The sequence below is a fragment of the Nostoc sp. DedQUE07 genome, assembly GCF_034530975.2.
Lineage (GTDB): Bacteria > Cyanobacteriota > Cyanobacteriia > Cyanobacteriales > Nostocaceae > Nostoc.
The window spans coordinates 117,637-132,600 of record NZ_JAVRCC020000008.1; the positions used below are offsets into that span (position 1 = coordinate 117,637).

A 14,964-nucleotide genomic window follows, 5' to 3' on the forward strand; every position below is an offset into this window, starting at 1 on the left:
AAAGACTAAGAGAGCAACTTTCATCAACGCCACACAACACACCATGAGCCTTATCACTATTCTCTGTCGCCTAGTTGCTGATAAAGCAACTCTTCGCTACCTGTGGGAACTGATGGCTGATAAATATACGCCGCTTATTAATGAATTATTAGAACAGTTAGCACAACATCCTGATTTCGAGACTTGGTTAGAAAAAGGTGAAGTGCCTAAAGACACTATCAAAACAATATGCAACTCTCTCAAAATACAAGACCGTTTTGCTGACCAGCCAGGTCGTTTTTATACATCAGCAGTTACTCTAGTTAAGGAAGTTTATAAATCTTGGTTCACCTTACAACAGCGACGACAGCGCCAAATAAAAGGAAAAGAACGCTGGCTAAATATGTTGAAAAGCGATATAGAATTACAGCAAGAAAGTCAGTGTAATTTAGATATTATTCGCGCCAAAGCTACTGAAGTTTTGATTTCATTTGTTGCCAAATTTACCCAGGATAAAAATAAGCAATCCAAAATCAAAAAAGGCAATAAGACTAAAAAAAATAAAAAAGACTCTTCAAACACTACGCTTTTCAATGGATTATTTGATATTTACGAAAAAACAGAAGACTGTTTATCTCGGTGCGCCCTTGCCTATCTGCTCAAAAATAAATGTCAGGTAAGTGAGGTTGATGAAGATCCCGAGCAATATGCTAAGAGTAGGCGTAAAAAAGAAATAGAAATTGAACGTTTAAGAAATCAAATCAACAGTCGGAAACCCAAGGGACGAGATTTAACAGGAGAAAAATGGCTAGAAACTTTGTCAGAGGCAGTTAATCAAGTCCCTCGGAATGAAGATGAAGCTAAATCTTGGCAAGCTATCCTCCTGAAAGGAAATAGCTGTATACCATATCCTGTTGATTATGAAACTAATACAGACCTAACTTGGTTGACAAACGATAAAGGTCGTATCTTTGTCAAATTTAATGGGTTGAATAAACTAATAGATGAACCTAAATTTGAGGTTTATTGCGATTCTCGCCAGTTTCATTATTTTCAACGCTTCTGTCAAGACTGGCAAATTTGGCATGATGAGGATGAAACATATTCTTCTGGGCTATTTATTCTACGTTCTGCACGTCTACTCTGGCAGGAACAAAAGGGTACAAAGGAGCCGTGGGAAACTCACCACTTGATTCTTCAATGCTCTGTAGAAACACGTTTGTGGACACAAGAGGAAACAGAACTAGTTCGCCTTGAGAAAATCAACAAAGCTGAGAAAACCATTCAGAATATGGAACAAAAAGGTAATCTCAGTCAGACACAGCTACCTCGTCTAGAAAGGGAACGAACTCAGAGGCGCAAACTTAACAACCCTTTTCCTGGTCGTCCTAGTAAACCTCTGTATCAAGGAAAATCTCATATTTTGGTTGGTGTCAGTTTGGGTCTAGATAAACCAGCAACAGTTGCTGTGGTAGATGCTGCCAACAATAAAGTTCTGACTTATCGCAGCGTTAAACAACTACTTGGTGACAACTACAATCTTCTCAACCGCCAGCGACAGCAACAGCAACGTCTTTCACACGAACGTCACAAAGCCCAGAAACAAAATGCGCCAAACTCATCCGGGGAATCAGAGTTAGGGCAATATGTTGATAGATTACTGGCAGATGCGATTGTTGCGATCGCAAAAACTTACTTTGCTGGCAGTATTGTTCTACCCAAACTCCGCGATATGCGAGAAATCATTCAAAGCGAGATTCAAACAAAAGCAGAGAAAAAAATTCCAGGTTACAAGGAAGGTCAACAAAACTATGCCAAAGATTATCGTGTCAGCGTCCACCGTTGGAGCTACGGTCGATTAATCGAAAGTATTCAAACCCAAGCTGCAAAAAGTGGAATATATATCGAAAGCGGCTCACAGCCGATTAGAGACAGCCAACAGGAACAAGCCAGAGAATTAGCTTTGTTTGCTTATCAACAGCGCTAAGTTAAGGTGCTTTAGTTAAAACACTGAACCTTGAAAATATAATATAAGAATAATAGCGCCGCAGTTCATGTTCTTTAGAGCCAATGTACTGTGAAAAATCTGGGTTAGTTTGACGGTTGTCAGACCGTTTTGCTTTCTGACCCTGGTAGCTGCCCGCTTCTGATGCTGCTGTCGCAAGACAGGATAGGTGCGCTCCCTGCAATAAGAAGTAAAGCTTGAAAAAGTAATAGCCGTTGCTAGCAACGGTACGGGTTACCGCAGTGGTGGCTACTGAATCACCCCCTTCGTCGGGGGAACCCTCCTAAATATTGTTTGGCATGTCGAAGCAGGGGTGAAAACCCCATACCTCCTGCCAAAAAATAAAACCTTTGTCCAGACTTAGTTTCAGTCTTTTAGACACGAAGATAAGCTCTAGTTAGAGGAACGAAAAGCCATTTATGTACTTGCGCTGCCAAATTTAAGTTTGGAAGCCTGTACTGATAAGGGTATAGACGGGTCGAGTTTCAACAACCATCCCGGCTAGGGGTGGGTTGAAAGCCGTGAAAATCCCACTTTGAATACATCTGGCTAAAGTTTCAACAACCATCCCGGCTAGGGGTGGGTTGAAAGAATTTTGGGCATCCCGTGATGGGAAAATCGAAAGTTTCAACAACCATCCCGGCTAGGGGTGGGTTGAAAAAATAAGCAATAAAAACTATGTACTCGCACTAACCAGATTTTAAAATGGTTAAAGAGTATAACTAAGTTATTAGGAGGGTTGAAAGGAGTGCTGCGATCGAACAAATGTCAGGGAAAAATAATTTCCTTGTGGTAAGTTTTACAGCTAATGACAGAATAAGACGACATTAATTTGCGAAAACCTAATATACTAAAATTAGTGACACAAACTTACGAAATCGACCTTAATTTGCAAAAAGCGACATTAATTTGCGAATTGCGACATTTAATTTGCGAATGTACAGCAGGACAAATGGAGAATAACGGATTCGAACCGATGGCCTCTGCGGTGCGATCGCAGCACTCTACCAACTGAGCTAATTCCCCTTAGTCGGTGTCAAGTCAAGAGTAATATTACTCATTAACTCAATACACCATCACCATATAGTATTCTAACATTCAGTTATCGATGGTTGAGGCTCTTTTTGGGAATAAGCCTTCTGCACCCGTTCGAGTTCCAAATCACTGAGATAATCAACAGTCCAATTACAGCAGCGCTGGAGCATGTGGAATGGGTAAGTATTCGCTACACCTACAACTTGCATTTGCGCTCGCTTCGCTGCTGCAATCCCGGCTGGTGTATCTTCAATCGCCAGACACTCGTGTGGTTGAAGATTCAATTCGGGATATTCTTGATTCAGACGTTTCACGGCCAGTAAATAACCATCGGGTTCTGGTTTACTGTTGGTGATGTCATCACCCGCAACGATAATTTTAAAATGTTGGGCTAGTTTGGCGCGATTGAGTACCAGTTCTATTTCTTTGCGAATCGCGCCACTGACTAACCCTAATTTCAGATTCCGCGATCGCACCTGAAATATTAAATCTTCTACACCTGGATATAAAGGCAGTTTCTCTATTTTCTCTAATTCCACCACATAGGCTTCTGCTTTGCGGTACAACAACTGAGTTAAATACTTTTCATCGCCTACTCTACCACGATTAGCAAGTAGTTGCCCAAAACAAGCGCGATCTGTGCGTCCAAGAGAAGCTTGACGCTCGCTCACCTTTTGGGGTTGGAGATTTTCTTCAATGAGAATCTCATCGATCAGTTGCAGGTGGATTGGCTCATCGTTAATGATGACACCATTAAAATCAAAGAGAACTGCCTTTAAACTCATGCCATTATGCCAAACGCTGGAGAACCAAGTCCCTCCAAATCATTATTATCTACTGATGTGGGAGTATAATGACGGACATTTTCGGTTGCTATTGGTTTTATGCCGCTAGTTACCTGATTTATCCACCATACATCCTGCGATCGCACTGCTTCAAATCCGGCTGCACCCATATTCGCTTCTATACTACTAGCAGCATACTCACGAATATATGGCTCCTCAAAAACGTCATTGAGCCATTCTAACTGACGCAGAGTCTTCTGATTTCCATCTAGAATTAATACTTGTCCTCCAGTTACCAGCAACCGGAAGCTTTCTCGTAAAATTGCTAGAGACACCGCATCTGGTGTTTCGTGGAATAGCAAAGAAGCTGTTACTAAGTCAAATGTTGCATCCCTCAAACCAGTTTTTTCAGCATTTCCGTGTCGCCAGACTATCTCCAAGCCAGCATTTCTAGCTTTATCTTCCGCTCTTACCAGCATATAAGGTGATAAATCCAAGCCAATAACTTCCGCTTCGGGGAAAGCCTGCTTTAACATTAAAGTAGTGGAACCAGTACCGCAACCTAAATCGAGTATGCGTCGTGGTTTTACCTGGACGGCATCAACTAAAGCTTGACGGACAATACCTTCATTAGGCGGTAGAACGTATTGAGTAACCGGATCGTAAGTAACTGCTGCATCGGAATTGAGGTATCCGCCAGCAATACCGTGAAAGTTTTGATTAATGTAGTACGACGGAATTATGACATCATCTCGTCGATAGCGATCGCTCTCTTTCTCCCAGTTAATACTATCAGCGTAACGCCGTAACCCATCTTCATCAATCAAAAGACGCACTACAGGGGATAAAAAACGTTCCCAGATTGTATCTTGACGCACTGCCATATTATTGTGTCGGAACTTTAAGGAGCTATTTAAACACAGTGATTTTCTTTACAAATTTTAATACATTGGAGAAATATTTGCTTTCTCCCTGTGGTGATAGATTGACAGTTGTAATTTACTTATATTACATTTATAATACAAAAATGTAACTCCTAAAAGTAAGTTCTTCAGCTTCACAAAAATTCAGGGAGCCAAATGAAAGACAATACAACATATAAATTGCTACAACTAACTAGGTAATGGGTTATATGTCATACCGATAATTATCACTGCCCTATACCCAATCTAAAATTTAAAATCCAAAATAGAAAAAATTATGCCCTACGAAAAGTTAGAAATTACCACACCAGCACCCGTCTTATCTTGGGCAAATCACTCTTTAGGCCCAGAAGAAACCAAGATGGCCAAGAATGTGGCATCATTACCATTTGTATTTAAGCACGTGGCATTAATGCCAGATGTTCACTTAGGAAAAGGTGCTTTAGTGGGTTCTGTAATTGCAACTAAAGAAGCGATTATGCCGGCTGCTGTCGGCGTGGATATTGGTTGTGGTATGAGCGCGATCAAAACAGCATTTACCGCCGAACAACTAGAAGGTAAACTAAAGAAAATCCGCCTGGATATTGAAGCAGCAATTCCGACTGGATTCAACGAAAATAAAGACGTTGAAAAATCCGTCAGCAATTGGCAACACTGGGATGATTTTAAAGACTTGCATCGCGGTGTACAAGACCTACAAAGTAAAGCAATGAAACAGATGGGTTCTCTGGGTGGAGGAAATCACTTTATTGAAGTGTGCCTTGATACAGAGAATCAAGTTTGGCTGATGCTGCATTCTGGTTCGCGTAATATTGGCAATAAACTCGCCCAGTGTCATATTCATACAGCCAGAGAATTAGCAAAAATGGCAGGTAATAAATTGCCTGACCCTGATTTAGCTCACTTCGTCGCTGGTACGCCAGAATTTCAAGCATACTGGCACGATTTACAATGGTCACAAAACTATGCGCGTGTCAACCGTGATGTGATGATGGCGCGTTTTAAGCACATAGTTGAGAAGCATCTAGCAGGTGGGAAGGCAACTAAACCTTTATTGCAGGTTAATTGTCATCACAATTATGCTGAAAAAGAAGTGCATTTTGACGAGGATGTATACGTTACTCGTAAAGGTGCAGTCCGCGCCCAGACTGAAGATTATGGGATTATTCCTGGTTCAATGGGGGCAAAGTCTTTCATTGTTAAGGGTAAAGGTAATGCCCATAGTTTTTGTTCTTGCTCTCACGGTGCAGGGCGTTTGATGTCTAGAAATAAGGCAAAAAATGTCTATACACTTGATGATTTAATAGAGCAAACAAATGGCGTAGAATGCCGCAAAGATGAGGGTGTGTTAGATGAGATTCCTGGTGCTTATAAGCCGATAGAGCAAGTTATGGCAAATCAAGCGGATTTGGTTGAGGTTGTAGCGACTCTCAAGCAAGTTCTTTGTGTGAAGGGATAAGTTTGTTGGGTGGGTAATGCCCACCTTTTTTATTTTTTTAAAAGCAGAGGTACGCTGAGGAAGAATGATTGTTTTAAGTGAATCGACTGAAGAAATAGAGCAATCTGCCAGCGCTAGCGAAAATAAATTCATGACTGAGGCTGCACAATTATTAGGGTGCAAGGTCTACTATATACCACGAGATTTTGAACGATGTGGTACAGCAGAAAATGCTTTATGGCACATTCCTAATTATCCTAAAGCAACTGCTGGTATCTGGATAGGATATATTCCTGAGTTTGAGCGTTACAAAGCTATATATCATGCAGCCCTGACTAAGGAAATAAAACTACTTAATACTCCTTTAGAACACCAGAGAGGACTAGAGTTTGACCTATTTTACCCTCACTTAAAAGGATTGACACCTGGCAGTTTGGTAATTACTTCAACAAACGAATGTATTGAGGCTAGCGAATTATTGGGATTTCCTGTGTTTGTCAAAGGCGCAGTTCAATCTATAAAAATGCAAGGATGGAAATCTTGTGTGGCGAATAATCTGGAGGAATTAGTCAGACTGACAGAGCGGTTATTAAAACTTAAAGATCGTTCACGAGGTAGAGTTATTGTTAGGAAATTAATAAAGTTGCGGCATAAACGCCTAGCCCCAAATGGCTTTCCAATGGGAAGAGAATTTAGATGCTTTATTTATAATCAGCAGATTCTAAAATATGGATATTATTGGGATGGGCAAGATGACTTGAGCAAGTTATCAAAACAAGAAGAGACGCAAGTATTAAAGTTGGCAGTTATAGCCTCTGAACGCCTTGGTGTTCCTTATATAGCAATTGATATCGGGCAATTAGAAAGTGGAGAATGGATAGTCATAGAAACAGCCGATGCACAATTTGCTGGACTGACCCACATTCCTGCGCTTGAATTGTGGAATAAGTTGAAAGATATACGCTACTGATGCTTTTAATGCGAGACTATGTACTTTGATCGCGCATTAGCTTACTATCTTTTTTGTAGTAGCTCACAAGTGAGTAGCAACATGAAATCTGAAGAACTCTCAGCCATTCATGTGGCAAGCGGAAATCTTGTGCCGATGAGCAGCAAACCTCCTATTTTATCAAGCACTAATCACTGGAACGGGATTGTGCTTGAACAGCATTATTTACCTGCCTTTGAATGTCCAGAGCTTTGTTTACAGCAGCACAGCATTAATATTTGGCTTGGTAATTCATGTCAAATAGATTGGCGGCTAGCAGGTGGAAGGTTACATAACACGCAGATGAGGAGAGGTTTGGTTAATGTCACTCCAAAGGGGATTCCGACTCAAGCACGTTGGCACCAGGAAATAAAATTTCTCCTAATTTCTTTTGATTCCAGTCTATTTAAGAGAATAGCAGATGAGCTGATTGTTGAGAGCTATCGCACTATTGAAATTATCCCACAGCGCGGAGTCTGCGATCGCCAAATTCTTCATCTGGGAATGGCGCTCAAAGCAGAGCTTGAAGCCGGATGTCCATCTGGTAAACTATATGGTAAATCAGTTGCTACTGCTCTAGCAGCCCATCTCCTCAAGACTTATTCTGGAACACAGCAACTAATTGCATTTGAGGTTAATCTTTCCAAGCGTCAATTACGGGAGGTAATTGATTATATTTATGACAACATAGCACTAGAATTAACGCTGGTAGAACTGGCTAGTCTAGTGAATATGAATTCTTATTCATTCTGTCGTTGGTTTAAACGTTTAATGGGTCTTTCTCCACATCAATACGTTATTCAATGCCGGATTGAGCGAGCTAAATTCTTACTCACTTATACTCAATTATCTCTTATCGAAATTGCACTTCAAGTTAGCTGTTCTAGCCAAAGCAACTTTCCCACCCTTTTTCGGAAGCATATAGGAATCACACCCAAAGCATATAGAGAAATGATATAAATTTTAGGATTTTGCAAGATTTAAACATTTTGAAAGCAAGTTTTCAGAAGACAGAAGTTTCACTCACAATTTATTCTCATAATTGTCCAGTTAAAATTGAGAATATCATGCAAAATAGCCAATACGAACAACAGTATAAGAAAAGAGTAATTGATTTCTTCGATAGCAGAACTAGCTATGACAACGATTATACAATTCATCGTGCTCTGCCTCTACTAGATTTAGTTCAACTGCAAAAGGGACAAAAAGTATTGGATATGGCAACTGGCACAGGTATCATTGCCATTGCTATTTCACAAATTATTGGTTCCGAAGGAAAAGTCACTGGAGTAGATTTTTCTTCAGTGATGCTAGCTCAAGCACAACAGAAAATTGATGAATTAGGTTTACAAAATATCGAGCTTATTGAAGCCGACGCTGAGTATATCAACTTCAATGATGAGAGTTTCGATGTTATTTTTTGCTCTACAGCAATAGTTTATTTTAAAGATATTCCTGCTGCTCTACGTAAATGGTATCGTTTTCTAAAGCCAGGGGGAACTGTGGGTTTTTCTTGTTGCTCTGAGGAATCTTGTGGAGCGCCACTTATAATCGAAATCTGTGACAAACATGGCATTTCGCTGACAAGCATCAATGAGCCAACAGGTACACCCGAAAAATGCCATCATCTGCTTGCAGAAGCTGGTTTTCAAAATATTGAAGTGAAGACCCAACAACTAGGTTTCTACCGCAATTTAGAGCAAGCTAAAGAATGGAATGGTGGATGGTTTCATCCTAGAGAAAACCCCTTGTTACAGGTTTCATCAGAGCAAATGGCACAATTAAAAGCAGAATATAGTCAAAAAACTGAAGCAGAAGCAACTGAACAAGGAGCTTGGTACGAAAATTTGACTTTTTTTGTAACTGGTAAGAAGCTTTAAAGCAAACTCTAACTTTCTATTGTATTAAGCCAATTCATCAAATCAGCCTCACTGGCGAAATCTAGTAATACTTCACCCAAGTTTTCTAATTGAGCTAAGGACAACTCTTGCAACCGAGATTGTAACTGAGAATTAATTGAACCGAGCCGACGAGTTAATAAACGCATCACTAGCCGTAGTTCTGATTGTCTTCCTTGTTCAATTCCTTGTTCAAGACCTTGTTCAAGACCTTGTTCAAGACCTTGTTCAAGACCTTGTTCAAGACCTTGTTCAATGCCTCGTTGTCTCCCTTCTTGAAGTCCTTCTTCGAGAATTTCTTGATAAATGGCAGATTCTCTCATATCTTCTCTCCTCAAAAACTGACGAATTAGTTCTGGCTCGAATACCAACCCTGCTAGAAGTTGGGTACATACCGAGATACTCTGTTTGGTGGCTTCTTCTTCAATCATACTCACCTGAACTGCTACCTGTTGGAGTAGACTTTGAGGAGAATCCGTTTGCGCCAAAGTTGCTAGAGGTAATAAACCAGGAGATAACAATAAAGGTTCTGGGTCTTGTTCCCAAATTCTGATGATGCGGTAACGGTGGCTAGTATTACGGGCAGTAAATTGATCTACAAAGACAGCTTCTGAAGTTGTCGGTTTAAGAAAAATCACTATCTGCTCGATATCGCAATTGTATTGTCGATATAGCCGCACCCAATAGTCCAACATCCGCAGTGGTAAGGGTGGAGTGGATGCTGGTAAGGTTTGAAACTCTAAATGCAGTATTTGATTGGCAGTTTGCAAAAAGGTTACAGAATCGGCACGGATTGGTTCTTGATTTAATTCTGTTTTGAGAATCTGGATATCCGTTGCTTCAGATGCGAGTAAGTAGCGGATAAAATCTTCTGGATACTGCTCAACTAGATATTTTAGGGTGTTGTCGTATGTCACTCGTGATAAATAGCTAGGCGTAAATCAATTAAACGTTTGTAGTATTGAAGTGTAAATATTATTTGTTGTTAGCGCTACTCTACGAAAAACTGCTGTTCGCTCATAGCGCTAACATTTAAATTTGGTGTTTTTTCAAAACTACAGTGTCAAAGATTGAGGATTTGTCTCAATCAATTTTGCTAAATCTTGCAAGAACGCCGCAGCATGGGCACCGTAAATAATGCGATGGTCAGAAGTAATATTGACTTGCATTTGTTGTCGCACGCCAAATAAACCGTCGGGTGTTGCTACCACTTGCGGACGGGATGCCCCGATCGCTAAAATTGAGCCTTGTCCAGGTGGCAAAATCGCATCAAATTTATCTACGCCAAACATCCCCAAATTGGACAGGGTGAAAGTACCACTGTTATATTCTTGGGGCTGTAGTTGTTTTGTCCTGGCACGTTCTACCAAAGACTTCCAAGTACGCGATAGAGAATAAATATCCACTGTGTCTGCATTTTGCAGCACAGGTGTAATTAATCCGCCATCATCCATCGCCACTGCTACAGAAATGTTGATATCAGAATGATAAACAATACCCTGCTCTGAGTAGCTAGCATTTAACAATGGGTGTTTTTGCAATGTCACTGCTACAGCTTTCGCTAGTAGCGCTGTCATTGTCACACCTTTGGATTTAATTTGTTTATAAAGTTTGTCTAATCCATCGGTGGTAATTGTATAACCTACACGGAAGACGGGCACGGATATGGTGGCTACCATGTTCCGCACTACGGCATTTTGGAAGGTAGTTAAAGGTACGGTTTGACCAGGAACAGCCGCTACCACGGGTGCGGGTGCTGGTGTCCGAGGTGCTGGGGGTGCAACTGGGGCGCTGGTTGGTACGGGTGCTGGTGGGGCAACTGGGGTGGGTTGCTTGCCCTTGTTAGACAATGCTTCTACATCTTCGGCGACAATGCGTCCGTGGGGGCCACTACCTTGCAGTGTAGTCAAATCAACTTTGAGTTCTTTGGCTAACTTACGGGCACGAGGTGAAGCTACAAGCCTTCCTTCTTTGTGGTTAGAACCGTTTTGAGACGCTAAGGCAGGTGTGGCGACTGAGGCTGTGGCAGCAACTGGTTCAGGGGAAGAGGTAGGAGTAGCAGCCGCGCCACCAGAATTAGCCTGAGATTTCGCCTGTTCAATTTCAGCTTCCGTTTCGGCGATAAAGGCGATCGCAGATCCTACCGGGGCAGTTTCACCAGCTTCAACTATGATATGGGCAAGAAATCCTTCATAGAAGGTTTCTACATCCATATCTGCCTTATCTGACTCTACAACCACCACTGTTTCGCCTTTTTCCACTTTGTCCCCTGGCGATTTCACCCAGGAGACGATTTTGCCTTCCGTCATGGTGGAACTCAGCGCCGGCATAAATACTTCGTGAATGCTCATAGGGTGGTTTGGAAATCAATGGTTTATGGACTTTAACAGTTTTTATCAGATCGAATTGTATCTTGGTGGGAGAGTTTTAGACTGTTTATATTTTAGGTTGGGCATGGGGCATGGGGCATTGGGGAGCCACTGCGGTCTTGGGGTCTCCCCCTTCGGGTTCGCGAGTTCCTCTTTGTTGAAACAACAAGACCGGACTCGCTCACCAAGTGGAGCAAGTGGCGTCATTGGGCATGGGGCATTGGTTATTCACTAATAACTCTAGGAACCTAAATATAGCTTAGAGGTCTATAGGACTTGTATTTGATTTTTGAAAAAACTTAGTATACATCTGTTCCCTGTTCCCTTGCTATTTAATATTTCTCATAACCACTACTTAAGATACACGAGCTTCTCACGGATAGAGGATATGGGATGTAGTTCAATCTAGAATTCAAAATTGGTAATAAACCTATTTGAAATTCCTGTTTACTTTTATGTCGGCAAAGCTGAAATTCTTTTTGATTGTGATATTAGGTATCTCTGCTACGGTTGGTGCTGGAGTTTATATTATCCAGCACCAGCAATCTGCACCGATTGTTGAGACTAGTGATGGGCAAACCCAGCAGGTGGGAGCAATACATCAGTCTCAGGAAGTTGCAGCCTTCTCAGAGCGTTCCGATTATCAAACTATACCTTTAGAAAAACTTAACTCATCTCTCCAAGGCAGTAATCCTACTACCCTTGCCCTGAATGCCTTTGAGGAGATAGCAGTGGGAGGATCGCAAAAGATAGAGGTAGTTTATCCCCAACCAAATCAGGCGTTAGTGACGATTACGCAAATCAAGCGGGGTAATAATTCAGTTGGGACGGTTAAATATCGAGCAGAGATGACAACCTTTGGGCGATCGCTTTTTATTAGTTCACCTCCAGTGTGGCAAATCGTTTGGGCTGGCTCCCAGGTGGAATGTTGGGCTGGGAGCCGTCACACTAAGTTAAATCACATCTGTCATTAGTCATTGGTCACTTGTACTGAGCGTAGTCGAAGTATTGTATTGGTCACAAAACAAATGACAACGGACAAATGACAAATGACAAATGACAAATTTAAATGTCGCCGCGAATTTCTTCTACAACGCCATCGCGCAGAACGATTTCGACTTGCATTTTGCTAATCAGGTTATCACCGATTTCTACTCGGAAAAAGCCTTCCATTTGGAATTGGTTGACTTCCTGATCTTGCTGGAGAAACTGCACTTGCTGGAGATTTTGCAGCAACTGATTTTTCTGTTCTAGAAATTCACTTTTCTTTTGATTGACTTGGAGTTGGATATTGTCAATTTGTTGGAGGGTCTGGGGGCCAGGTGGTTGCAGACTCTGCTTTTGAATTGCCGCGATCGCTCTTTGTCCTTCAACGTCTAGCTGTTGCAGTTGCTGATCGAGTTGATTAATTTGCGCTTGCAGCTGCTGTTGTACTTCCTCTTTCCACAGGGGAGTCACAATAACTTTGACGTTAACGACGCGTTTGAGAAGCAAATTAGATTTGGAGACATCCATAAATATTTCACGTTCACTCTTTACAGTTAGCAGGTGGAATGATCAGGCAAACATGCCGTCAATAATATCGCGATAGCGTTCCGTGACGATATGTCGGCGAACTTTTAGTGTTTGTGTCATCAAGCCATTTTCGATGGAAAACGGTTCCAGGATGAGTTTAAACGTTCCGATGCGGTCATCCGGTCGATAGCCTGGACGATTTTGGACTTCCCGATTCAATTCTTGGCGAAATAAATCCTGGATCATTCTACTCTCCAAGTCAATTTTTTGACTATCTGAGGAAGTCATCCGATCGCCCAGCGTATCCAGCGTTAGATTCTGACTTGCTGCCCATTTTTCTAAGGCTTCGACATTGGGGACAATTAAGGCTCCCAGGCTGCGCCGATCTTGACCGATGAGCATAATTTGATCGATGTATGGCGATCGCAAACACGCATCTTCGATCGGCTGTGGCTCGATGTTTTCCCCGTTAGTCAATACAATCGTATCCTTAGACCTGCCAGTCAGCACTAAGTCGTCTTGTGGTGTCAGCCAACCCAAATCGCCGCTATCAAACCAACCCTCAGCGTCAATTGCTTTCGCTGTCGCTTCGGGATTTTGGTAATAGCCTTGCATAATCTGCGGGCCTCTCAACAATACTAAGCCTCGCTTCTCTATTGGTAAAGGCGCTTTTGTCTCCGGATCGACGATTTTAGCTTCTGTAGCCGGGAGTGGTAGCCCTGATGCGCCAATCAAATTCCGCCAAGGACGCCGTACATGGGTGACAGGAGAAGTTTCTGTCAAGCCATAGCCTTGTAAAATCTGGACGCCAATAATTTCAAAGAAATTATCTATGTGTCTGGGAAGCGCACCGCCACCGCTAATCATCTGCTTAACTTGTCCTCCTGTGGCTTCCCGAACTTTGGCGTAAACCAGTCGTTCTCCCAAGGCATGAAGGGGTAATAAAGCTGATGCTTGGATCTTAGCTGCTAATCGTTCGGCGGCTGAAGCATGAAGATTATTTAAATCCAATCCCTGAGCAGTTCGCTGGGCTTTGATATATTTGTCGCTAATGCCCAATAAAAATTTAATTAGGCGTTGCTTATTTGCTGGTTGTTCGCGGAACTGCTTTTGCACTCCTTCATAAATCGACTCCCACAGGCGGGGTACACCGACCATGTAATTGGGTTTAAATTGTCTCAAATCCCCTTTTACAGAGCGCAAGTTGGTATAAACTTGCGTACAACCTTGAGACAGTAGGTAATATTCAACAGTTCGTTCGTAGCTGTGCCACGAAGGTAGAATACTGAGAACGATATCGCCGGGGTTTGGTTGCAATACTGTGCCAAAACTGATTACTTGGTGCATCAAGTTACTATAAGACAGCATTACACCCTTGGGTTTACCCGTAGTGCCAGAGGTATAAATTAGGGTTGCCAGAGCGTCACGATTTTGCTTGACTGGCACAAAATTATGATTTTTCCCGATTTCGAGCAACTGCGAAAAGTTGAGTACCTTTAGGGTTTCGTCTGTTGGTGGTGCTTCATCGGAGAGTAAGATTACCACTTGAATTGGTAAATCTTTGAGGCGATCTTGGAGTTTTTTAAGTGTTTTTAAATCTTCAACGACGATCGCTATACTGCCGCTATTGGCGATAATAAACAACAGTTCTTCTTTTTCCGCTTGAGAACTACGCACCGCATCAACGCCTCCAGCAGTCATGATGCCTTGATCGGCAATGAACCAGCGAGGACTGTTGTCAGAAATTAAGGAAATGCGATCGCCTACCTTTACTCCTAACGCTTGTAACCCAGCAGCAAATAATTGCATTTTTTCTACCAACTGGGTATAAGTAATCGCTACTTCTGGTTTAGCATGAGGATTGCGGAGGGCGACAACATCACCAAATCTTTGAGCTGCCAAAGGCCAAATTTCTGGTAGCGATTCCACATTTGTGTAATCTACCAACCGCTTTAATGCCTCACGTTCTCGCTCGCTGATGTTAGATAAAAAAGAAGACGCGGTTTGGGTTGTTGACATAACACCTTAC

The 14,964-nt window shown here is 42.0% G+C and carries 13 protein-coding genes and 1 tRNA gene; 6 read left to right on the plus strand and 8 right to left on the minus strand.

Features of this window, described 5'->3' with window-relative positions; genetic code table 11:
* Nucleotides 1–43 precede the first annotated feature (43 nt).
* Entirely contained in the window at nt 44–1,966 is a 1,923-nt protein-coding gene (gene cas12k, locus RMZ95_RS09280) for a type V CRISPR-associated protein Cas12k (protein WP_322686487.1), read from the plus strand.
* Nucleotides 1,967–2,423: 457 nt separating this feature from the next.
* Here the strand turns inward: cas12k and RMZ95_RS09285 are convergent, their stop codons facing one another.
* The 4 genes from RMZ95_RS09285 to RMZ95_RS09300 form a co-directional block, all read right to left on the minus strand.
* Nucleotides 2,424–2,615, minus strand: a complete 192-nt coding sequence (locus RMZ95_RS09285) for a hypothetical protein (RefSeq protein WP_409882269.1) — start codon at nt 2,613–2,615, stop codon at nt 2,424–2,426.
* A gap of 322 nt (nt 2,616–2,937) precedes the next feature.
* Nucleotides 2,938–3,010, minus strand: a tRNA-Ala gene (locus RMZ95_RS09290).
* Between the two features lie 65 nt (nt 3,011–3,075).
* On the minus strand, nt 3,076–3,804 hold the full coding sequence (locus tag RMZ95_RS09295; protein WP_322686486.1) for an HAD family phosphatase: 729 nt from the start codon (nt 3,802–3,804) through the stop codon (nt 3,076–3,078).
* Entirely contained in the window at nt 3,801–4,688 is an 888-nt protein-coding gene (locus RMZ95_RS09300; RefSeq protein ID WP_322686485.1) for a class I SAM-dependent methyltransferase, read from the minus strand. The genes RMZ95_RS09295 and RMZ95_RS09300 overlap by 4 nt, the downstream gene beginning before the upstream one ends.
* 316 nt (nt 4,689–5,004) lie before the next feature.
* Between RMZ95_RS09300 and RMZ95_RS09305 the strand changes: the two genes are divergently transcribed.
* From RMZ95_RS09305 to RMZ95_RS09320, 4 genes are all read left to right on the plus strand, one after another.
* On the plus strand, nt 5,005–6,186 hold the full coding sequence (locus RMZ95_RS09305; RefSeq protein WP_322686484.1) for an RtcB family protein: 1,182 nt from the start codon (nt 5,005–5,007) through the stop codon (nt 6,184–6,186).
* Between the two features lie 64 nt (nt 6,187–6,250).
* Nucleotides 6,251–7,135, plus strand: a complete 885-nt coding sequence (locus RMZ95_RS09310; RefSeq protein ID WP_322686483.1) for an ATP-grasp domain-containing protein — start codon at nt 6,251–6,253, stop codon at nt 7,133–7,135.
* Between the two features lie 81 nt (nt 7,136–7,216).
* Nucleotides 7,217–8,113: an AraC family transcriptional regulator gene (locus tag RMZ95_RS09315; protein ID WP_322686482.1), complete on the plus strand. Its 897-nt coding sequence runs from the start codon at nt 7,217–7,219 to the stop codon at nt 8,111–8,113.
* Between the two features lie 107 nt (nt 8,114–8,220).
* A complete protein-coding gene (locus RMZ95_RS09320; RefSeq protein WP_322670203.1) occupies nt 8,221–9,033 on the plus strand; it encodes a class I SAM-dependent methyltransferase in 813 nt (270 codons plus the stop codon).
* An 8-nt stretch (nt 9,034–9,041) separates the two neighbouring features.
* On the opposite strand, the gene RMZ95_RS09325 is transcribed toward RMZ95_RS09320, so the two are convergent.
* A complete protein-coding gene (locus tag RMZ95_RS09325; protein WP_409882275.1) occupies nt 9,042–9,968 on the minus strand; it encodes an Rpn family recombination-promoting nuclease/putative transposase in 927 nt (308 codons plus the stop codon).
* 138 nt (nt 9,969–10,106) lie between these two features.
* Complete coding sequence (locus RMZ95_RS09330; RefSeq protein ID WP_322686480.1) at nt 10,107–11,402, minus strand: dihydrolipoamide acetyltransferase family protein; 1,296 nt, start codon at nt 11,400–11,402, stop codon at nt 10,107–10,109.
* 473 nt (nt 11,403–11,875) lie between these two features.
* Here RMZ95_RS09330 and RMZ95_RS09335 point away from each other — a divergent pair, with 473 nt between their 5' ends.
* A complete protein-coding gene (locus tag RMZ95_RS09335; protein WP_322670206.1) occupies nt 11,876–12,394 on the plus strand; it encodes a hypothetical protein in 519 nt (172 codons plus the stop codon).
* A gap of 91 nt (nt 12,395–12,485) precedes the next feature.
* Here the strand turns inward: RMZ95_RS09335 and RMZ95_RS09340 are convergent, their stop codons facing one another.
* Together RMZ95_RS09340 and RMZ95_RS09345 are read right to left on the minus strand one after the other, a co-directional pair.
* Nucleotides 12,486–12,935: a YlqD family protein gene (locus tag RMZ95_RS09340; RefSeq protein WP_322670207.1), complete on the minus strand. Its 450-nt coding sequence runs from the start codon at nt 12,933–12,935 to the stop codon at nt 12,486–12,488.
* A 42-nt stretch (nt 12,936–12,977) separates the two neighbouring features.
* Nucleotides 12,978–14,954: an AMP-dependent synthetase/ligase gene (locus tag RMZ95_RS09345; RefSeq protein WP_322686479.1), complete on the minus strand. Its 1,977-nt coding sequence runs from the start codon at nt 14,952–14,954 to the stop codon at nt 12,978–12,980.
* Nucleotides 14,955–14,964 lie beyond the last annotated feature (10 nt).

Bases quoted from the DNA above. Each gene is read 5' to 3' on its own strand.
- RMZ95_RS09295 (WP_322686486.1), bottom strand. From the start codon at position 3,804: ATGAGTTTAAAGGCAGTTCTCTTTGATTTTAATGGTGTCATCATTAAC.
- RMZ95_RS09315 (WP_322686482.1), top strand. From the start codon at position 7,217: ATGAAATCTGAAGAACTCTCAGCCATTCATGTGGCAAGCGGAAATCTT.
- RMZ95_RS09300 (WP_322686485.1), bottom strand. From the start codon at position 4,688: ATGGCAGTGCGTCAAGATACAATCTGGGAACGTTTTTTATCCCCTGTA.
- RMZ95_RS09335 (WP_322670206.1), top strand. From the start codon at position 11,876: ATGTCGGCAAAGCTGAAATTCTTTTTGATTGTGATATTAGGTATCTCT.
- RMZ95_RS09345 (WP_322686479.1), bottom strand. From the start codon at position 14,954: ATGTCAACAACCCAAACCGCGTCTTCTTTTTTATCTAACATCAGCGAG.
- RMZ95_RS09310 (WP_322686483.1), top strand. From the start codon at position 6,251: ATGATTGTTTTAAGTGAATCGACTGAAGAAATAGAGCAATCTGCCAGC.
- RMZ95_RS09340 (WP_322670207.1), bottom strand. From the start codon at position 12,935: ATGGATGTCTCCAAATCTAATTTGCTTCTCAAACGCGTCGTTAACGTC.
- RMZ95_RS09305 (WP_322686484.1), top strand. From the start codon at position 5,005: ATGCCCTACGAAAAGTTAGAAATTACCACACCAGCACCCGTCTTATCT.
- cas12k (WP_322686487.1), top strand. From the start codon at position 44: ATGAGCCTTATCACTATTCTCTGTCGCCTAGTTGCTGATAAAGCAACT.
- RMZ95_RS09320 (WP_322670203.1), top strand. From the start codon at position 8,221: ATGCAAAATAGCCAATACGAACAACAGTATAAGAAAAGAGTAATTGAT.
- RMZ95_RS09330 (WP_322686480.1), bottom strand. From the start codon at position 11,402: ATGAGCATTCACGAAGTATTTATGCCGGCGCTGAGTTCCACCATGACG.